General features: G+C 44.4%; 18 protein-coding genes, 2 pseudogenes and 1 riboswitch. Of the genes and pseudogenes, 17 read left to right on the top strand and 3 right to left on the bottom strand.

All coding sequences use genetic code 11. The features are described 5' to 3' along the window. The first annotated feature begins 187 nt into the window (after positions 1-187). The 3 genes from U2P91_RS12660 to U2P91_RS12650 are packed head-to-tail and all read left to right on the top strand — an operon-like array spanning position 188 to position 3108. Positions 188-1672 carry an APC family permease gene (locus U2P91_RS12660; RefSeq protein ID WP_322519764.1) on the top strand — a complete coding sequence of 495 codons (1485 nt, stop codon included), beginning with the start codon at positions 188-190 and terminating at the stop codon, positions 1670-1672. 29 nt (positions 1673-1701) lie between these two features. Further along, positions 1702-2847 carry an iron-containing alcohol dehydrogenase gene (locus U2P91_RS12655; RefSeq protein ID WP_322519763.1) on the top strand — a complete coding sequence of 382 codons (1146 nt, stop codon included), beginning with the start codon at positions 1702-1704 and terminating at the stop codon, positions 2845-2847. Positions 2848-2859: 12 nt separating this feature from the next. Next, positions 2860-3108, top strand: a complete 249-nt coding sequence (locus U2P91_RS12650; protein ID WP_111887069.1) for a TIGR04076 family protein — start codon at positions 2860-2862, stop codon at positions 3106-3108. A 73-nt stretch (positions 3109-3181) separates the two neighbouring features. Here U2P91_RS12650 and U2P91_RS12645 read toward each other — a convergent pair whose 3' ends face one another. Next, complete coding sequence (locus U2P91_RS12645; protein ID WP_111887068.1) at positions 3182-4123, bottom strand: LysR family transcriptional regulator; 942 nt, start codon at positions 4121-4123, stop codon at positions 3182-3184. A 102-nt stretch (positions 4124-4225) separates the two neighbouring features. After that, positions 4226-4406: riboswitch (cobalamin riboswitch) on the top strand. An 88-nt stretch (positions 4407-4494) separates the two neighbouring features. On the opposite strand from U2P91_RS12645, the gene U2P91_RS12640 reads away from it, so the two are divergent. The 9 genes and pseudogenes from U2P91_RS12640 to U2P91_RS12595 all read left to right on the top strand — a co-directional run bounded on the left by U2P91_RS12640 (position 4495) and on the right by U2P91_RS12595 (position 13599). Further along, positions 4495-5337 carry a nitrogenase iron protein NifH gene (locus tag U2P91_RS12640; RefSeq protein WP_322519762.1) on the top strand — a complete coding sequence of 281 codons (843 nt, stop codon included), beginning with the start codon at positions 4495-4497 and terminating at the stop codon, positions 5335-5337. After that, the gene (locus U2P91_RS12635) at positions 5334-6920 is read left to right on the top strand and encodes a nitrogenase component 1 (RefSeq protein WP_322519761.1); all 1587 of its coding nucleotides are present in this window, start codon (positions 5334-5336) and stop codon (positions 6918-6920) included. The genes U2P91_RS12640 and U2P91_RS12635 overlap by 4 nt, the downstream gene beginning before the upstream one ends. Positions 6921-6954: 34 nt before the next feature. Continuing rightward, positions 6955-8043 carry an ABC transporter substrate-binding protein gene (locus U2P91_RS12630; protein WP_322519760.1) on the top strand — a complete coding sequence of 363 codons (1089 nt, stop codon included), beginning with the start codon at positions 6955-6957 and terminating at the stop codon, positions 8041-8043. Between the two features lie 36 nt (positions 8044-8079). After that, positions 8080-9117, top strand: coding sequence for a FecCD family ABC transporter permease (locus U2P91_RS12625; protein WP_111887064.1), 1038 nt, complete (start codon positions 8080-8082; stop codon positions 9115-9117). Further along, positions 9114-9887, top strand: a complete 774-nt coding sequence (locus U2P91_RS12620; protein ID WP_111887063.1) for an ABC transporter ATP-binding protein — start codon at positions 9114-9116, stop codon at positions 9885-9887. Before U2P91_RS12625 ends, U2P91_RS12620 begins: the two co-directional genes overlap by 4 nt. Positions 9888-9983: 96 nt before the next feature. Continuing rightward, positions 9984-10283: pseudogene (locus U2P91_RS12615) on the top strand (CGGC domain-containing protein); the annotation flags it as partial. A 53-nt stretch (positions 10284-10336) separates the two neighbouring features. Beyond that, entirely contained in the window at positions 10337-11011 is a 675-nt protein-coding gene (locus tag U2P91_RS12610; protein WP_111887062.1) for a TsoY family (seleno)protein, read from the top strand. A 384-nt stretch (positions 11012-11395) separates the two neighbouring features. Beyond that, positions 11396-12598: pseudogene (locus U2P91_RS17980) on the top strand (YeeE/YedE family protein). Positions 12599-12705: 107 nt separating this feature from the next. Beyond that, entirely contained in the window at positions 12706-13599 is an 894-nt protein-coding gene (locus tag U2P91_RS12595; protein ID WP_111887060.1) for a LysR family transcriptional regulator, read from the top strand. A gap of 42 nt (positions 13600-13641) precedes the next feature. Here U2P91_RS12595 and U2P91_RS12590 read toward each other — a convergent pair whose 3' ends face one another. Beyond that, positions 13642-13854 (bottom strand): sulfurtransferase TusA family protein, encoded by a 213-nt coding sequence (locus tag U2P91_RS12590; protein WP_111887059.1) that lies wholly within the window; start codon positions 13852-13854, stop codon positions 13642-13644. A gap of 86 nt (positions 13855-13940) precedes the next feature. Here U2P91_RS12590 and U2P91_RS12585 point away from each other — a divergent pair, with 86 nt between their 5' ends. The 5 genes from U2P91_RS12585 to U2P91_RS12565 are packed head-to-tail and all read left to right on the top strand — an operon-like array spanning position 13941 to position 18466. Then, positions 13941-14660, top strand: a complete 720-nt coding sequence (locus U2P91_RS12585; protein WP_162624402.1) for a glycosyltransferase family 2 protein — start codon at positions 13941-13943, stop codon at positions 14658-14660. A gap of 38 nt (positions 14661-14698) precedes the next feature. Beyond that, positions 14699-15958, top strand: coding sequence for an ATP-grasp domain-containing protein (locus U2P91_RS12580; protein WP_111889671.1), 1260 nt, complete (start codon positions 14699-14701; stop codon positions 15956-15958). Positions 15959-16018: 60 nt separating this feature from the next. Continuing rightward, on the top strand, positions 16019-16981 hold the full coding sequence (locus U2P91_RS12575; RefSeq protein WP_242988597.1) for an ABC transporter substrate-binding protein: 963 nt from the start codon (positions 16019-16021) through the stop codon (positions 16979-16981). Then, positions 16971-17753: an ABC transporter permease gene (locus U2P91_RS12570; protein ID WP_111887057.1), complete on the top strand. Its 783-nt coding sequence runs from the start codon at positions 16971-16973 to the stop codon at positions 17751-17753. Before U2P91_RS12575 ends, U2P91_RS12570 begins: the two co-directional genes overlap by 11 nt. Further along, complete coding sequence (locus U2P91_RS12565) at positions 17750-18466, top strand: ABC transporter ATP-binding protein (protein ID WP_242988596.1); 717 nt, start codon at positions 17750-17752, stop codon at positions 18464-18466. The genes U2P91_RS12570 and U2P91_RS12565 overlap by 4 nt, the downstream gene beginning before the upstream one ends. On the opposite strand, the gene U2P91_RS12560 is transcribed toward U2P91_RS12565, so the two are convergent. Continuing rightward, positions 18444-20096 carry an ArnT family glycosyltransferase gene (locus U2P91_RS12560; RefSeq protein ID WP_111887055.1) on the bottom strand — a complete coding sequence of 551 codons (1653 nt, stop codon included), beginning with the start codon at positions 20094-20096 and terminating at the stop codon, positions 18444-18446. The genes U2P91_RS12565 and U2P91_RS12560 overlap by 23 nt on opposite strands. Positions 20097-20151: the final 55 nt, after the last annotated feature.

The raw sequence follows: 20151 nt of genomic DNA, 5'->3' as shown, positions 1-20151 counted from the left end.
AATCAAATTAACTAAATAAAGTTTTAAACAATGGGGTTTTTACAGCTTTCTAGTATCGGTCTAAATGAGACCGACACCAGAAAGCTTGTGAAGATCCTATTTTTTTATTGACAACCACGCAATTATCTTAACAAATCAAATTTGAAAGGGGTGTATGATCCAGAATTGCGATCATACGAAAAGAAAAATGAGTGGAAAAACAAACAAGTCGAAATTTGACAAGGTTTTAAGTACCAAAGATATCTTTGTGCTGGCCTTTGGTGCCATGATTGGCTGGGGCTGGGTAGTGAATACCGGTATCTGGATAGAAACCGCTGGCGCTCTGGGAGCGGCCCTGGCTTTTTTAATCGGGGGGATTATGGTCGTCTTTGTGGGACTGACCTATGCAGAACTTACAGCTGCGATGCCTCAATGCGGCGGTGAACATGTCTTTAGCTATAAGGCCATGGGACCCACGGGTTCCTTTATCTGTACCTGGGCTATTATTCTGGGGTACGTCAGCGTTGTGGCTTTTGAAGCTTGTGCCTTTCCGACGGTCATCCAATATTTGAGCCCTAATTTTTTACAAGGGTATATGTATACAGTGGCTGGATTTGACATTTATGCTTCATGGGTGGCCGTTGGGGTGATTACCGCTATTATTATTACCGCCATTAATATTCTCGGAGCTAAAACAGCAGCCAAACTCCAAACTATTTTTACTGCATTAATTGCCGGGGCTGGACTCCTTTTAATCGCTGGATCAGTGATTAATGGTGATCCTTCTAATATTGCCGGAAACATGTTTGGTGGCAGTATTGAACTGGGCACCACCGCTCTGGGGAGTGTGCTTACGGTAGCGGTTATGACGCCTTTTCTCTTTGTCGGTTTTGATGTAATTCCGCAGGCAGCTGAAGAAATAAATGCCGGATTTAAGAAAATTGGCGGGATTATGATTCTTTCGATTCTGATGGCAGTCGCCTTTTATGCCCTGATCATTCTGGCCGTGGCTTATGTGATGCCTGCTAGTGCAATGGCAGATTCAACGCTCGTAACGGCCGATGCGATGGGATTGGCTTTTAACAGTGAAATCATGACCAAGGTATTGATTGTTGGTGGAATGGCCGGGATTATTACCAGCTGGAACTCCTTTTTAATCGGGGGCAGTCGGGCGATGTATTCCATGGCTGAATCCAATATGATTCCAAAAGTATTTGCTAAACTTCACCCTAAGTATAAAACTCCAGTGTTAGCAATCGGCCTAATTGGCGTATTATCGGTAATTGCTCCTTTCTTTGGACGAAAAATGCTGGTCTGGATTGTTGATGCCGGAAGTTTCGGGGTCTGCCTGGCCTATGCCATGGTATCCTTGTCCTTCCTGATTTTAAGAAAAAAAGAACCGGATATGAAACGACCATACAAGGTCCGATTTGGCACCTTCGTGGGAATTGTGGCAGTTGCTTTATCGGGTATGATGACCCTGTTATATGTGATTCCGTTGCCTTTTGCTTCCACTGCACTGGTAGCAGAAGAATGGATCATGGCTGGTGGCTGGGCCGTATTGGGCGTACTCTTTTATGGCTACTGTAAATTCAAATATGGTGATGAGTTTGGCGCTCATATTGATGTAGAGTATGTCGATGTCGATGAAAAGCCTGCCTTTGCCGCTCGCGTTGGTAGTGTAACTGAATAGTCTTGTCGGGAGTTATGAAAGGAAAAGAGATGAATAGTTTTAGTTTTAAAATACCGCAAGAAATAATCTGCGGGGTGAATAGTATTGAGAAATTACCGGAGCTTTTAAATAAGCAGGAATTAAAAAAAGCGATGGTGATTTCGGGACCGCATCTGAATAAGATGGGGGTGGTTAAGAAGATTACGGATATTTTAGAGCGGGCCGGGCTAACTTTTGACAGTTTTACCCAAACGGAGGCCAATCCTTCAGTAGAAACCGTCGATAAGGCCACCAAGGTGTTTGTTGACAGTGGGGCAGACTGTATTATTGCTTTGGGTGGCGGTTCCCCCATGGATGTAGCTAAGGCGGTGGGGATACTGGCGAAGTTCGGTGGCTCCATTGGTGCCTATGAGGGGGCTGACAAGGTCCCCGGTGCGATTGTGCCGCTAATTGCCATTCCCACCACTGCTGGCACCGGTTCTGAGGTAACAGCTTTTGCGGTGATTACGGACCGTTCCCGGAATTATAAGCTGACGGTCTTTAGTTATGAACTGATTCCGGCCTATGCAGTACTGGACCCAACCTTAGTTATGACAACCCCGGAAAAAACGGCGGCAGCCTGCGGAATTGATGCTCTGGTTCATGCCATTGAGGCTTATCTATCGAAGGCCGCTTCACCTTTTTCTGATGCAATGGCTGAAAAAGCCTTGGAATTGATCGGTAATAATATCCGTTTGTTTGTGGCAGATCGAACCAATCCAGAAGCAGCAGCCAATATGCTTTATGGTAGCATGTTTGCCGGGATCGCCTTTGCCTGGGCGCGGCTGGGTAATGTCCATGCGATGGCCCATCCCCTGGGCGGTTATTTTGATGTCCCTCATGGGGTTGCCAATGCGATACTGCTGCCAACGGTGCTGGAATATAACGCCCTAGCCGATACCGGACGTTATCAAAAAATTTATGACGCGATTAAATGCGGTGAAGGATGGGAGGATTTTACGTCTCAGACTTTGGTCGATGAGATCCGTAGCTTAACTTGTGCACTGGGGATTCCCAAAACCCTGGGTGAGGTGGGCGTCACGGTCGATAAGATCCCTGCGATGGCTGTAGATGCCATGAAAAGTGGTAATATTCTGGTTAATCCCAGAAGTACAACCCTGGAACAGATTGAAGCGCTGTATCGACTGGCGTTATAGAGGAAGGACAACATGGAAGTAATTGAACAGAAAATAAAACTGGTGGTTGAGGAATCGGGTTGCCCGATATATTCGGCGGGGGATGAAGTCATTTTTGACGGACCCCAGCTGGATAAGGACAAGAGTGGAAATTTCTGCATGATGGCACTCAGTGCAGTGTTTCCCTTTGTCTATGCGGCTCGCAAAGGTGTGATTACCGATGCGCCGCTCCAATGCCCGGACTGTGGAGAAAAAGTGGTGTTTAGAATTAGAAAAGCCTGAAGAACTCAAAGTGTATAAAAAAAGATCAAAGGGATCAAGTATCTGTCCTTTTGATCTTTTTAGTTATTTTGCATCAGTAAGAATTGCATTCTAGTCCATTGATTTTCGCTTTTAAAGTCGTAATATAGCGTATTCCAATATCACTTAAGGTATGTTCCCTGCGCATAATATAACCTGCGTGTAAAATTTGATCACTTTCGCAAAACTCGATCGTCTGAATCTCATTTAGTTTTGAGTGCATCTTATCGCCATCGCTGTTAGTCAGATCCGGACCGATGCTAAAACAATCAGTGCCACGAACCAGGGCGATTTTTGTGCAACGGTCAATGACATGAATGTTTTTATCCAGGATTTCATTAAATAAAATTTCTTCAGAAAAATGAAGCAGATTGTCATCACCCTGATCATAGGTGACAAAAGGGTATGGTTTTAAGTCATCAAGGGTTAGCAATTCTTTCTTAGCGAGGGGATGTAGTTTTCTTATAAAAACATAGGATTTAATTTTTCCCAGAATATGAAAGGAGAGATTGCTGGTATCTAAAAGTTTTTGCATCGTATTCAGGTAATGATCATTAATGCACATAACGCCGATTTCGCTGCGACGGGTGGCCACGTCGTGGATGACCTCATGGGTTGGACATTCCCGAATGGCAATATCATAGCGATCCAAGCCGATTTCATCAACGATTTTGATAAAAGACATGGTCGAAAAGGGCAGTCGCTGGGTGGAGACAGAAAAGCGCATCGGGATCGATTTCTGATGCTGATAACGTCGTTCCAGATAGTCGGCTTGCTCAACGATATCTCTGGCATGGTTTAGATAATCTTGTCCTTCATAAGTTAATTCAATCCCACGGCTGTTTCGCTTGAACAGGAGAATTCCGAGACTCTGTTCGACTTCTTTGATTGCAGTGGATAAAGTGGATTGGGAAATATAGAGGGCCTTAGCCGCCGCCGAAATTGATTGATGCCTTGAAATTTCGATCATATATTTCATATTTTGTAGTGAAATCATTGGTTTCCTCCTTGTTTGTTTAGCCCTATACTATCAAAAATATTGATAGCTGGCAATTGGAAATTAGAAGAACCGCTGAATTGTTTGCTCCTCTTTCTTGTGATATAATACGACTTAATTGAATAACAAAGTGTAGTATGAAAATCGGTTAAAGTCCGATGCGGTACCGCCACTGTAAAAGTGAGCCGCTGTAAATTGATCAACACTGGAAAGAAATTTCTGGGAAGTTGTTACAGCAGGCGATGATCTTAAGCCAGGATGCTTCTATATTTTGTGATAACCAAGCCTAACGGATTATTGGGTGAGGGATTTATTTTTATAATAAACTCTTCTGTCTAATAATTCAGAAGAGTTTTTTTATTGGAGGAAAAATGAAGATAAAACTAAAACGGATCGCATTTTATGGCAAGGGAGGGATTGGTAAATCGACGATTGCCGCCAATGTATCGGCAGCGCTTTCAAAAGCTGGGAAAAAGGTTCTCCATATCGGCTGTGACCCGAAATCGGATTCGACCCGGATTCTGATGAAGCGACGGATTCCCACCGTCTTGAAAACACTCAAGGAAAAAGGAGATCAGCTGAATAAAGCAGATATTTTATATAAAGGAGTTTATGGCGTTACTTGCGTTGAAGCTGGCGGCCCGGAACCGGGGGTCGGTTGTGCCGGGATGGGCATTTCGGCGGTGATCGAGACCCTGGAAAAGCTGGAAGTCTTTGCGATGGACTGGGATCTGATTGTCTATGATGTGCTGGGTGATGTGGTCTGTGGTGGTTTTTCCATCCCCATGCGCAAGCAATGTGTTGATGCGGTTTATATTGTGACCTCATCAGAATTTATGTCGTTGTACGCTGCCAATAATATTTTAAAGGGCATCACGCACTACGAAACCCCGAAGCAAAAACTATTTGGCGGCTTTATTCATAATCGCTACTCGTCCCAAACCGATAAAGATGTGGTTGATCATTTTATCAAAATGACCGAAAGTCGTCTGATAGCCTCTATTGAACAAAACCAGGCGATCAAGCTGGCCGAGTATCAAAGAAATACCATGATTGAGGCCGATCCCCAGGCCCCTCTTTCACAGGTAATTAAGACCTTGGGGAAGGATCTGTTTTGCGAAGTTCCTGCCAGTGACTCTCGTTCCCTTGATGATGACGCAATGGAAGCCCTCTTTGATTTTGTTTCCGCAAAGAACCAGGAAATCAGCAGATGAGTAGCATCACCATTGAAACGTCGGTCTATAATTTAGGTGATATGGAAATGGCAAAACGAATTTTTGCGATACCGGACACCTTAGTCGTGGCCGTCGGACCGCCAACTTGTATCCGTATTTTATATTTTAGGGCTTTGGAATGTGGGCAGTTGTCCAAGCTCAAACTCGTTCCCATTCGTGCATTGGATTATACCTTTGGGGATTATCTGGAAAAAATTAAAGGCGTTGTTGAAGCGGCGTTACGAAAAGCCTGCTATCAGGGTATTATTCTTTATGTTTCATGTCCCGATTTGCTCAGCCAAACCGATTTTGATACGATGATCGAGGGACTTGATAATCCCCATCAGATACCTGTCGAGATTTTCAAGCGTGGTCCCATGGAGAAACGAAAAACCAGTCCATCCCAACGTTTGGATAAGATTGCAGCAAAAATTGCGGACTTTGTCAAGACCCGGCCACTGGTTTTATCAAAAAATGCAGCGGTTTGTGAATTACCGCCGCTGGCCGCAGATTATACGGGGGTACTTTCTTTATTCCCCGATGATGAGGCCGTTTGTCAGTTTTTAATGACGGGCTCCGGCTGTGCAAACTGTCCTAGTTCCATTGATAAACTGAATCACAATCCGTTTATTTTTTCCCGATTTAATGACTTGCAGGCGGTTAATGGCTGCACAAATGAGATCGGTGAAGCCATTACAAAGCGCTTTCAAATGAATCATCAAACCAAAGATATAAAATTATTTCTATCCATTGGCACACCGGTTACCTTTATGACCGGGATGAATGATCATTTTTTACAGACCTGTGATCTGTTTGAAATGACCTGTGCAATAGATACCAACGGTTTTCAGACGGCCGAAGAAGGGGTAGCAAAGGCCTTGTTAAAAATCGCCAAAGCAACGTTAAAAAAAGTTGAAAACCGAAAAAAACGGCTCAATATTATTGGCTATAATCCATTTTTGTTTGGGAAAAGGCAACACTTTGATGAAATTGAAACCTGCCTGACGTCGCTGGGTTATGCGGTGAACTTTCTCGGCTATGAGAGTCTGGGTTCCTTTAAAACGGCAGCAGAAGCTGAGCTGAATCTTGTTTTTTCCAGACACGGTCTGAGTTTGGCAAAATGGATGGCGGAGATGTTTGAAATACCCTATCATTTTGCAATGCCGATCGGCATTGACGGCTTTAATCAGTGGCTGAGAGCTGTCGGTACGTTATTAAAAACAGTGATCCCGGAATCGTATTACTTAAATAAAGAGCCGCAGCCGTGTCCGGCTTTCCGGGTGCTGCTGCTGGGCGAAAATGAAATTCTGGATCAGCTTGAGGCAGCGATTCCAAACGATTTTGGGATTATAACCATCCGGGCAAATAAAATTACGGATCAGGAATTATCGCAAATGACCGTTACCCATGTCATTGCGGATCCGCTTTATCAAAATAGAATCAACACGATATCATATAAATTTATTCCCATGCCCTATCCCAGCCTTAGCGGTAACGCGTTTATCGAGCTGGATTATCAATATATGGGACAAACAGGCTACGCTTATTTAAAGCGTTTCTTTGCAAATGAAGTAACGGCTTAAATTAAAAATAAAAAAATACCAAGGAGTAGAAGAGATGAAAAAAAGAATGTTACTGGTTATCTGTATCGGTCTGATTATGTGTATCGCCATTGCCGGTTGCAGCAGTCAGGCAAAGGAGTCGGAAAGTAAAACCGCCGAAAAACTGACATCGGTGGTAGATCAGGGTGGTAATGAGGTGCAATTACCGGAAACCATCACCAAGGTTGCCATTACCCCGATTCCCTGGGCGTCGGCAATATGGGCCATTGATGGTGGCAGTCAGCGGATTGTATCGATTAATCCCAGCGCGATGGCTGCGTACAAAACCAGTTTTATGCCAGAACTTGATCCGTCTTTTGCCACTATTTCAACAGCTGAAATTACCAAAGACTTTACCATCAATGTGGAAGCGCTAATGAATTTAAAGCCAGAAATCGCCTTTATCTGGAACGATCAGACGGCTGAAGCCGAACAATTAAAAGCGGTGGGAATTACCCCGGTAATGCTGAATTATGCGGAAAATCTGGAAGACTTAAAAAAGGATTTACTGCTGGTTGGTCAGGTTTTGGGAAAAGAAGATGAAGCTGAAAAACTGACGGCTTATCACACCGAGGTAGAAAATTATTTTATTGACAAGAAAGCTGAACTTGACAGTGTTTCAAAAAAGAAAGTAATGTATTTACGTAATAGCAAACTTAGCGTGGCAGGAGCAAAAAACATCAATAATTATCTGTTAGAGTTAACCGGTGGTGCGAATGTCGCTGCCGGACTGGATAAACAATGGTCAGAAGTAAATATGGAGCAAATCCTTCAGTGGAATCCGGAGATCATCTATCTGTCAAATTTTGACGAAATCGTACCGGAAGATCTGTATCAGAATAAAATTGAAGGTCAGGATTGGAGCAATATCGATGCGGTTAAAAACCATCGGGTTTACAAAACCCCGATGGGAATTTATCGTTATGATGCCCCTTGTGTTGAAACACCTCTGATGATTAAGTGGATGGGCAGTATTCAACAGCCGGAACTATTTAAAGATTATGATATCCGTAAAGATCTGAAAGCCTTTTATAAAGCGTTCTTTTCTGCCGATCTGACCGATGAAAATATTGATACGATTTTGAAAGTCGATGCCAACAGTTAAGTCGGCTGCAACCGCAAAATCAGAAAGTTGTAGTAAATGTTAAAAGATATCAATCTTAAAGAAAAGCGCTTGAATTTTTCAGCTTTGCTGGTGCTGTTAGTTATCATTTTGGGAGCCCTGGTGATTGTTTCATTATGCATGGGACGCTTTCCCATTTCAATTCCGGAAGTGATCCATGTGCTGGCGGCCAACATTTTACCGCTACCACAAGTCGGGGATGCGAATGTGGAGAGCGTTGTTATGACGTTGCGTTTCCCCCGGGTGGTGGCAGCGATTCTGGTGGGTGGTTCATTGGCTTTGTCAGGGGCGGTGTATCAGGGGGTTTTTCAAAACCCTCTGGTATCGCCTGATTTGCTGGGGGTATCTTCCGGCGCCTGCGTTGGAGCCGCCATTGCAATTTTAATTGGGATCGGAACCATTGGTATTCAGATTGGTGCCTTTGCTGGCGGCATTCTGGCGGTGGCGTTGACAACAACGACTCCGAAGCTGATTAAAAACAGCTCCAATATGATGTTGGTGATGTCAGGGATTATTGTTGGGGGACTGATGAGTTCAATTATGGGGATTATTAAATATATTGCCGATCCGGAAACGGAATTGGCTGAAATAACCTATTGGCAGATGGGCAGTATCGCCAAGGTATTGCCTAAGAGTATCCTGATGGTGGCACCGGCGATGATCCTGGCAATTATCATTATCATGGTACTGCGTTGGAAAATCAATGTGCTGTCACTCGGTGAGACGGAAGCCCGAAGCCTGGGGATCAATGTGAAAACCACCCGTCGGATTGTCATTATCTGCGCCACCTTATTGACAGCCAGTTCTGTTTGCATTAGTGGAACAATCGGCTGGGTAGGCCTGGTGGTGCCACATCTGGGGCGATTGATGGTCGGTCCCAATAACATGAAATTATTACCGGTTTCTTTCGTTTTGGGAGGAATCTTTTTACTGATGATTGACACCATTGCCAGAACCATCACCAGCGCCGAATTACCGCTGAGTATCTTAACCGGTTTGATTGGCGCACCATTCTATTTTTATCTGTTAAAAAAAGAGAGGATGAATCTGTCATGAATTTAAGGATCGTTGAACTGGGGTTTGCCTATCCTAACGGCAATCAGATATTTACAGAGGTCAATTTCAGTCTGAAAAAGGGTGAAATATTTACCATTTTGGGTCCCAACGGTGCCGGTAAATCGACCTTGCTGAACTGCATCGGCAATCTGAGTGAGCCAACACAAGGAGGGATCTTTTTAGAAAAAGACAATATTAAAGATCTGTCGCTGCGCCAATTCGCTATGCGGATTGGCTATGTGCCCCAGATTCACCAGCCGACCTATGCCTTTACCGTTGAAGAATTTGTTGCCATGGGCAGAACCCCCTATTTAAGTGCCTTTAAAAAACTGAGTCTGCAGGATCAGCGGATGATTGAAGAAGCCATGGAATTGGTCAGGATCACCGATCTCCGGAACAAAGCCTATACGCAGTTAAGCGGTGGGGAACGACAGCTGGTGACTATTGCCAGAGCCATTGCCCAGGAGCCGGACTTTATTTTACTGGATGAACCCACCGCCCATCTGGATTTCGGGAATCAGATTAAAACCATGAAACTGGTTAAAAAATTGTCGGATCAGGGTTATGGTGTTATTATGACAACTCACAATCCGGATCAGGTGTTTTTTATTGGCGGACGAGTCGGGGTGCTCAATCGCTCGGGAACCTTTGAAATCGGAGTGGTGGATCAGTATTTATCAGAAGATTTGTTAAGTCGTCTCTACAATGAACCGGTCCATCTATTTTACTCCAACCAGCTCAATCGCAATATCTGCACGGCTGGTGCTTAGTAACTTCAATGCGTCAGAGCCGATGGTTCACAGGGGATTGCTCCGGGATCATTCATTTCGTTGCATAAACAATTGACACCGCTTCTTGATCAATGTATGCTAGTGATAAATAGGGTTATCATTGTTCACTACCTGCGTTTTAAAAAGGGAGAATTTACGAAAGTTGGATTAATTCGCTGTCAACAAACTGAAGATATGTGTCCCGGCACTACTGATTTTAAGGTGATGCGGAACAAAAAAGCGGCCTTTGAGGGAATTGAAGACGATATTGAGATCGTTGGCTTTGTCAGCTGTGGTGGATGTCCCGGGAAAAAAGCCGTGACCCGGGCGGCGGAAATGGTGAAGCGCGGCGCGGATACTATTGTGCTCTGCTCTTGTATCACCCGGGGTAATCCGAACAACTTATCATTGGTGGCGGTTTTGAGAAACGCAATGACTTAAGCCCGCTTTTGAGCAGTTTTGCCTTTGTCATGATTGGTGTTGGCTTTGCCGCATCGGCAGCTATGAGCCATAATCTAATTGTTTCGGTAATCGGGATCATCGGTGCTATTTCGTTTTCAACCTTTGCACTACTGGTTTTAGTGGTAATGCTGACGCTAGGGATTCAAGCGATCTTAAAAGACGGGATTGCCTTGGAAGGCGCACCAACCCTCTGGATGCTGATCCCGATTATGACCTTGTTGGGGATTACCAGTGTCCGGGTTATCTCGGGTATTTCTCATAATCTGATGGGAACAGAACCCCATCCAGCGGTGATTTTAGTATTCTTATCCGTTTTTGTCTCGATTCAGGTATTGTTTGGACTGATTGGTTATCAAGCGCTACACAAAATGGGTTATTTTAAAACATTTATTAACGGCGATCAGAACAGTGTGGGTAGTTATGCGCTGATCTGTCCGGGTGTTGCAACCTTTGTCATGGGGATGTTCTTTATTGAATGGGCCCTGGTTAAAACGGATGTGATCACAAAATTCAGTATTGCCTATTTTGCCATCATACTGCCACTGGTACTGGTTCAATTAAAAACCATTCATGTGTTGTTTAAAATCAATCGTAAACTGCTATGTAGTGGTAAAAACTGTAGTGCAAAAAATTCCGATTCGGTAAATCCTGCTGTGATCTAAATAGAATTACTGTTAAAAAGTTAGCCCCGAATGGGGCTTTTTTGATGCCCTTTTATTTAGAATCGAATTTCGATTCGGTAACGCGCAATTGTGATTTATCTAGACACTCGATTTTAAATGAATTATTCAAACAACTTAAAAATAATCAGAGTGACGGTAATCCGTTGCAAAAACAGTGGAATAAGTGTAAGATAAGCATAAAGTAAAATTTTGGTTAAGAATGCTATCATTTATCCGGCCTTGATTTATAACGAGCAAAAAAACATGTCAGGTTTAGTTTGAAATCGGTTTTAAAACACAAGGAGCAATAGTTTGGTCAAAGCGACAGATCATAAAAAAGATGAATTTTCCCAGCAGTTTTCAGCGGGCTCTATTTTGTTGTTGATGCTGCTTTTAATGGGCCTTTTTTTATTTCAGTATTCAATGGTGACTGCTTTTTTCTGGATTAGCGGCATTGCTTTTGGTTATACATTGCAACGCTCCCGCTTTTGTTTTGTGGCGGGGCTTCGGGACCCAGCTTTGACAGGAAGCACCGCCATGACTCGGGGGGTACTGGTGGCGCTGGCAGTAACAAGTATCGGGTTTACCGCGATCAAATATTTTTATTATATCACCGGCCAGACGATTCCGGGACAAAGCTATATTTCGTCCATTGGTATGCATACTGTTATCGGCGGTACTATTTTTGGCATCGGAATGGTGATTGCCGGGGGTTGTGCCTCCGGGATGCTAATGCGTATCGGCGAAGGGTTTGAAATCCATCTAATCACCCTGCTCGGCTTTTTTTTCGGCACCTTGTTGGGTAATAATCATCTTGAATGGTGGCAAACTCATTTGATGTGGATAGAAGACGGGGTGTTTCTACCGGATGTGTTCGGGTGGGCGGGTGCATTGATTATCCAGCTCCTGGTGATTGGTCTGCTGTATGGATTAGCCATGAAATGGGAAGAAAAGCAGGAGCTATAGTGGTAGTTTGTACAAAAATGTATTTTCTGAAAGTCCGATACAGAGGATTGCTCGAGTATGATAAAGGCTGAAAAATGGGGAAAAACGATGAATGCAGAAGATCAGAAAAAATTCAGAAAGTGGTTTAAGCCAGCCTGGTCCTATGTGACCGGGGCGGTGTTATTATCGATCCTTCAGATAATTACCCTGATAGTCACCCAGGAACCGTTGGGTATTACCAGCGCCTTTTCTTACTGGGCCATGCGTTTGCAAGGGTTTTTGGGCTTTGGAACGCCCGAGCATTTAGGGACGGTTCTGGGGTTAATGGGAACAACAGAGACCTTGTGGTTCGAGGAGAATCTGGTAACGCTACGAAATCTGGGAATTATTTTGGGGGCTTCATTATCAGCTTTACTGGCGTCACAATTTAGACTCAAGAAAATAAAATCGGGGAAACAGGCAATGGCAGCAGCGCTAGGCGGTCTGTTGATGGGCTATGGTTCAAGTATCGCATCCGGTTGCAATATCGGAGCATTTTTCAGTGGGATTGGATCGATGTCCTTATCCGGCTGGGTATTCGGTCTTTTTTTATTTATTGGTGCGCTAATCGGCGGAAAACTGCTGATCCGATTTTTGATTTAATTAAAAAAACCAGGAGAAAACCCCGGAAAGAACAAATTGCTAATGTTCAGAAAAGCAAACTGTGATAAAATGATAACAAAGAACTAAAAATGAGGAAGTGATAATTCTTGCATATTGAATATCTTGAAAATTTTTATCAGGTGGCAAAAGCTAAAAGCATTTCAAAGGTGGCCACCGAAAACCATATCTCTCAATCGGCATTAAGCCAGCAGATTTCCAAGCTGGAAAAAGACTTTGACAGCACTCTGCTGATTCGCAGTAACAAAGGGGTGGAATTAACAGAAAAAGGGAAGATTGTCTACCAGTATGCAGGTAACATTGTGCGAACGCTAAACATGATGCGCACAAAACTGGAAGAAAGCGATCAAGTTTTAAAAGACATTAAAATTGAAGCCTTCTGGACCATTGCTAATTATTCATTGCCCTGTGTGATGTACAAGGTCAAGAAACGGTTTCCCCAAAACAATTACGAAATCCGCTCCAATAAAGCGTTGGTAATCGAGGAAAATATCATCAATAATATCTGTGATCTCGGGGTTATTTACGGTAAGCCTAAGAATGAACGGCTTTCTTATTACAAAATCGGTATCGATAAGCTGGTACTGGTTGCCCCGGCCGATCTTGAGATTCCTGACATCATCAGTCTGAAGGATCTGCCTGATTATCCGTTGATCATTCTCAATGACAGCATGGATTTAACCCGGGTGATATTAAAAAAAATGCAGCAGACCGGCAATAGTGATACGCCCCTGAATATACTCTACAAAAGCGATTCCATCGAATCGGTGAAGGCTTCGGTGATGAACGAATTCGGAATTGGCTTTTTGCCCTATATTGCCATTAAAAAAGAGTTATACCGCAAGCAGATCAAGGCCATCGCGATTACGGATATGACCATCGAGTATGAAATGTATCTGATTTATGACGAAACAGAGAACAACCATGTAATTATCGATTTTATCAAATATTTTAAGGATATCGCCAGAAAAAGTCTGTGTTAGTTTTTAACAGGATTAAACGCATAGTCAAGACAAAGACGAGGCTTAGGATTTGGTGATAAAGATTTCCCAGACACCGACAATGATCTCATCTGAGCTAACCTGATGTTTTTTAAACTTATTGGTTACGGATTCCAGTGCGCAACTGTGATCGGTAATGATTTTGATGGTTTCGCCGGAGTTGAGTTTTTTAAATTCTTTTTGTGCTTTCAGAACTGGGATGGGACACATTTCTCCCAGACAATCAATGGTTATCATGGATCGACCGCCTTCTCTTTTTTGCATAGTATAACATATTAGGATATCTTTAGGTAGGGTTATTTATCAGCCAGCAAGGAGTCAAATTGGATAAAGCAGTTAAATTAGATCAGGATGTTAGCATTGTCATTCCGGTATATAACAGTGCCCAATCGATCAGAGAATTAATCCGTCGGTTGGTGACGACTCTAGAAGCAAGAGAATCAACTTTTGAGATCATTCTGGTGGATGATTGTTCTAAGGATGATTCCCGCGAAGTGATCCGGGTGCTGGAAGCGGTCGATTCCCGGATTGTTTTAATCGCCCTGGATCAGAATTCCGGTCAGCAATCAGCCATTAAGACCGGGCTGGCCCAATCCCGGGGACGTAAGGTCATCACCATCGATGACGATCTGCAACAGCAGCCGGAAGACATTATGTTGTTGCTGGATGAAATAAAGAAAGGCTTTGACGTGGTTTACGGCATTCCGGACCGGGCCGGATATCCGTTTTACCGGCAATTGGGATCCAATCTGGTGGATCTTTTTTTTACTCTGATTTTAAAAAAGCCCAAAAGAATCCGGGTGGGTAGTTTTCGCGTGCTCAATCGAGAAACCGTTGAACAAATAATTAAAGATCAAACACCCTTTGTTTACATCACGGCGATCACCCTTCGGTTTACCAAAAATATCGGGAATGTCAAGGTGGCTTTTAAGCAACGGCGCTATGGAAAATCAAATTATACGATTAAAAAGCTAAGCCAGTTGTTATTGCGATTGTTTTATTATTATGGTTGCCTTAACAGCGACTACCAGCGAAGAAAATAATGATATCGATAAAATTAAAAATAAAGGACGGAAAAACGATGCGACTGCAAATTTTAGGTGGTGGTAATAATCAGTTGGGAGCCATCCGCCGTGCCGCTGAACTGGGACACGAAGTGGTGCTGGTGGACTATTTAAAAAATCCGCCGGGTCGGATCTATGCGGCCTTCAATGAGGAAGTCAGCACCTTTGATGTAAAAAAGAACTTAGAGATTGCAAAAAAGTACCGGGTTGATGGGGTTATGACGATGGGCACCGACCAGCCCGTTTATACCGTTGCCCGGGTGGCCGAGGCCTTGAAGCTGCCCGCTTTCCTCGATGTGCCGACAGCCCGGGCAGTTACCAATAAAGAAAAGATGAAGAAGATTATGACCGACAACCAGATTCCCACGGTGCCTTATCGTTTTCTAACGAAAGAAGCCCGGGCAGAAGATCTGGGCAAAACCTCATTTCCAGTGGTGATCAAACCCCTGGACAGCCAGGGTCAGCGCGGGGTTTTTAAGCTTTACTCTCCAGCAGAGGTCTTAAAAAATTTGCCGGTAACGCTTTCTTTTTCCCGCGAAGAAAAAGTGCTGCTGGAGTCCTTCTATCAGAGTGATGAAATCACGGTCAGCGCCTGGGTAGACAAGGGGGTACCGGAGATTCTTACCATTACCGATCGGGAGAGCTTTTCCTTCGATCGCAACATCGGGATCTGTTATGCCCATGAATACCCAAGCCGGCACCAAAACCGGGCGGCAGAAATCCGCGATCTGGTTTTAAAAATCACCCGGGCCTTTGCAATTGACGCTGGCCCTCTTTATATCCAACTGCTGGTGGGGGCGCAGGGGATTGTCGTCAATGAGGTCGCTTGCCGGATTGGTGGTGCCCATGAAGACATTTTTATTCCCTATTTGACCGGTTTTGATATTCTCGATCGCGTCATAAATTTCTCCCTGGGGATCGATGATTTATCGGCTGATGATGATCAGCCGCTGATAAACTCAGAGCCTGTGATTGAGCGTCGGAGTGATCATTTGTCGGTGCAGTTGTTTTTTGCCAAACCAGGAAAAATAACCAGTCTCACCAGTCTGGAGACCCTGAGAAAGATTCCCGGCGTGATTGCCGCGGGCTACAATGTTAGCACCGGACAGACGCTAAAAACCATTGCTAACGCCACCGCTAGAGCTGGTTATCTGGTGATTGCCGGAACCTCGGAACAGTCTTTGCATAGCTCCATTAATCAAGCCTTTCGTGATCTAAAAATTATTAACGAGCAAGGTCAGAACCTGGTGATTCAACCTAAAGACTATCTTGCGTGATCATAGCAAGCGGCAGGAATAAGTGTTAGTGTACTGACTAATAAAAAAAGGGGGAAACAATTGAAAAAGTTTGTAATTATCTTATCTATGATGGCGCTGTTACTGACAACTAGCTGTGCCAAAACAGAAACGGCTGGTGGGGAAAAAACCATCCGCATCGCCGAACAATATGGGATTGCCTATGCACCAGTCCAAATTATGAAAGCACAGGGACTACTGGAAAAAAATTGCCCGGGGATTGACATTTCATGGGAACAAATGAGTAATACCGCGGCCATTCGGGAAGCGATGGTAGCCGATCGCCTGGACGCCGGGTTTATGGCCATCCCGCCATTTCTGATTGGCTGGGATAACGGCATGGACTGGAAAATTGCTACGGGCCTCTCATCGGTGCCCACCGGGCTGGTAACTAAAACCAGTGTCAGTGGTCTGGCTGAGCTGGGCGAAAATGACCGCATTGCACTACCACAACCGGGCAGCGTTCAGCATATTCTGCTGGCTATGGCCTGTGATCGGGACTTTGGCAATCCCCAGAAGCTGGACAATAATCTGCTAACCCTGTCGCATCCGGATGGGATGAATGCCTTACTTTCAGGTAGTGATGTGACCGCTCATTTTACCTCCACCCCGTATCTGGAAAAAGAACTGAGCACCGAAGGATTCCATCAGATCCTCTCCGGTAACGAAGCCTTTGGTGACGAGTTTTCATTTATTGTGGGCGTGACGACTAAAAAACTCCACGATCAAAACCCGCAAGTTTATGCTGCTTTTAATCAATCGGTCGCTGAGGCGATTACCTTTATTAATGACCATCCCCAGGAGGCAGCGGTAATTCTCAGTGAAGCCTATAAGCTGCCGGAAGCGGAAGTGCTGGCATATCTGAGTGCGGCTGATACAAAATACAGCACCACCGTCAAAGGTCTTCAGACCTTTTCGGATTTTATGCTTAAAACCGGCTATCTGAAAAAAAGTTACGAAAGCCCGGAGTCGGTCGTTTGGGAGCATACCGATTATGAAGATTAAAGCGCTTTTTTTAAAGCCTTATTCAAAATATATCTGGATTGCGATCATGCTGCTGGCCTGGGAATTAACGGCAAAACTCTCGCCAGTGAGCCCTTTGGCGTTTCCATCTCTGGAATTGATTTTTGCTTCATTGATTGACTCGATCATCAATGGTGACATCCTGCTACAGATGCTTTTTTCCCTGGGCTTGATCGTAATCGGCCTTGGGATTGGTGTGGTTTTGGCTTTTCTGATGTCATTTCTGTCAGTGGTGAGTCCGGTGTTTGCCAGTTTTACCGACACCTGCGTTTCCATTTTTCATCCCTTACCGGGAATTGCCCTGTTGCCACTGATCATTCTCTGGATTGGTACTGGCAGTATGGCCGTTTTGTTTATCATCGTCCATTCGGTTTTATGGCCGATGATTCTCAATATGACTGCCGGCTTTAAGGCCATTCCCGAGGTGTATAAAAAAATCGGTCAGAACTATGAGTTTAATACCTTCCAGAGCATCCTCCGGATCTTTATTCCGGCGTCGCTGTCTTATTTGCTTGCTGGTCTTAAAATTGGTTGGGCCAGGGGTTGGCGGGCGGCCATCTCGGCCGAAATGATTTTTGGGGCATCTGGGGGTATCGGCGGGATCGGCTGGTATATTTTTAATAAACGGGTTTTTATGGATACGGCCGGTGTATATGCCGGGCTTCTGATAATCATTGCAGTGGGAATTTTTGTGGAAGATTTTGTCTTTGGGAAAATTGAGAAAAATACCATCAATAAATGGGGTGTAGCATGAAGCCAATCATTGAAATTCGTTCACTGAACAAATCTTATGAGGACTATCAGGTCCTTTATAATCTCAGCCTAAAAATTTGGCCGGGAGAATTGATCTGTGTCATTGGCCCTTCCGGCTGCGGCAAAAGCACGTTGCTTAACCTGATTGGTGGATTTGTCAAAGGTGATCAAGGAGAGATTCTACTAAATGGTTTGTTGGTCGAAAAACCCAGTCGCAAATGTATTATGGTGTTTCAGGAGTTTGATCAGTTGTTTAGCTGGCAGACAGTCCGACATAATATTGAATTTCCGCTGAAAAAAGCGCCGGATCGGCTAACGAATCAGGAAATACGAACCCGTGTGAACCATTATCTGGCGATGGTAAACCTGTCCGATTTTGGTGATTATTATCCCAATCAGCTTTCCGGCGGGATGAAGCAGCGGACGGCTCTGGCCCGGGCCCTGGCGTTATCCCCCCAATTATTGTTAATGGATGAGCCCTTTGGCAGTCTGGATGCCCAAACCAAACGGGATCTCCAGGACACCCTGCTGAAGATTAAAGAGAAAACCCGGGCCACCACAGTTTTTGTGACCCACGATATCCGGGAAGCTCTTTATTTAGCCGATCGGATTGTCGTGCTAAGAGCCGGTACCGTGGCAGCGGTAATAAAAAATCAGTCCCGCAATGTCAGTGAGACCCGGGTGGCCGAAATTACGGCCCTGCTTTCACCCTGAAAATATGGATCTGCCAGGGCTTCGTATCAATCAGGGGAGCCAGATTGGTGCCGTAGCTGCTGTTACTAAATACTGTGATTTCTTCGCAGTGCTCAGCGAGAAAGGTGGTCATTTCAGCAAAAATCGGGGTGATATCGCCGTACATTACATCATAGGCGGGATGATTTTTGGTGATAAAGGTCAGTTCATCATAATAGATGATGTACTCAATCTGCTGTTTGGCAATGTAGTCGGCAAAGGTCATTCCCCGGTCATCGAGGTATTGCAGATTGCGATAGTCAATTAGTTGGCCATCGGCAAAGGCATACTCGGCGTTTAAATTGCCGAGAATTTTCGGACGTCCGGGAATGGCAGCCTGGATTTGGTTGAGATAGACAGAATAGGGACTGGCTGTGGGTTGCAGCCCAGTTAGTGTCAGCACAGCGGTTATCAGGACTAACAGTCCGGGTAATGGCTTTTTTTTATTTTCTGGTAGCTTGGGTTTGCTTAACATTTGTTCGGGATAGCATTGGTCAGAAATCATTTCGAGTAATAGCACGGTTAGTAAGTACATGAGCGGAAAGACAAAGACAATGCTGGTGACATTGTATCGGCCGATTAGAAAAATCCCCAGATTAACCCCAAAAACGATCAGTAGGGGGAGCTTCAGTTTTTGATAACGCGGGCAAGATCGGTGCTTTGCTAAGAGCAGCAGGCTAAGTAACAGCACCAGCCCAAAGACGATCAGTTGAAAACGGATATTGGGCATATAATACTCGATGCTAAATTGGGTAAACAGGTGCCGATAAAAAATCAGAAAACCCTGTAACTTGCCCGGTAATCCATCACCAACTCCAAAATTTTTACCTTGCTGGAGATAGTGTACCAAATAATCCGGATCCATAATCAGGCTGATGCCGATAAAAAAAAGGGCAGACAGGGCTATTACCAGAACCACTAGAGTTAGATTCTTAAAAGTAATTTTTTTCTGATAGAGAAAGTAAAGATAGCACAGTCCGATGGTTAAAGCGACTATAAAACTGTTGGGATGGACGCCAATCCCTAAACCGACAATTAACCCCAGCCACAGATCATCCGTTAAGTGATGGGTAGCGATTCGGTTAATCAGAAGATACAAGGCCAACACCAGAATAAATAGAATAATAATTTCCTGCCGGGCCAGATGGGAGGCGTAAAGATACTGAATGTCCAGAGATAACAAGAGGGTGGCTAGCAGTGCTGTACCATCAGAAAGACAAAAAAGCCGGCTGAGCTGATAAAAAAAGTAAAGGGTTCCCACTGAAAAAAGCAGAGAAATTAGTCGGAAGGTAAAAATCTGATATCCGAACACCTGCATAAACCCGGCCTGGAGCAGATGAAACAGTAGCCGGATGGCATGGGGATAGCGCTCATAAATGTTAAAAAAAGGCTCAGTGACACCGATATCACCGGTTACTGCGATATGTCGGGATAACCCGCTGAGCCACGACTCGTCAGAATGAACATAGGGAAAAGTAGTTAGCAACACCAGATTGACAAGAAAATAAAGCCCCAGATACCAATAGATCGCCTTATTTGGCCGGGCCAGTTGTTTAAGCGCTGTTTTTATTTTTAGCGCATTTTTTTTTTGTTTATTATTGCTGCTTTTCATGAAAGGTACCTCAAATGGATTTGCAGATACAAGCCAGAACCGGCCAGTTGCTTTT

The sequence above is a fragment of the Acetobacterium sp. K1/6 genome (assembly GCF_034438075.1).
GTDB lineage: Bacteria > Bacillota > Clostridia > Eubacteriales > Eubacteriaceae > Acetobacterium > Acetobacterium carbinolicum.
The sequence above is the reverse complement of the archived record's forward strand: the minus strand, read 5'-3'. Positions and strand labels throughout refer to the sequence as shown.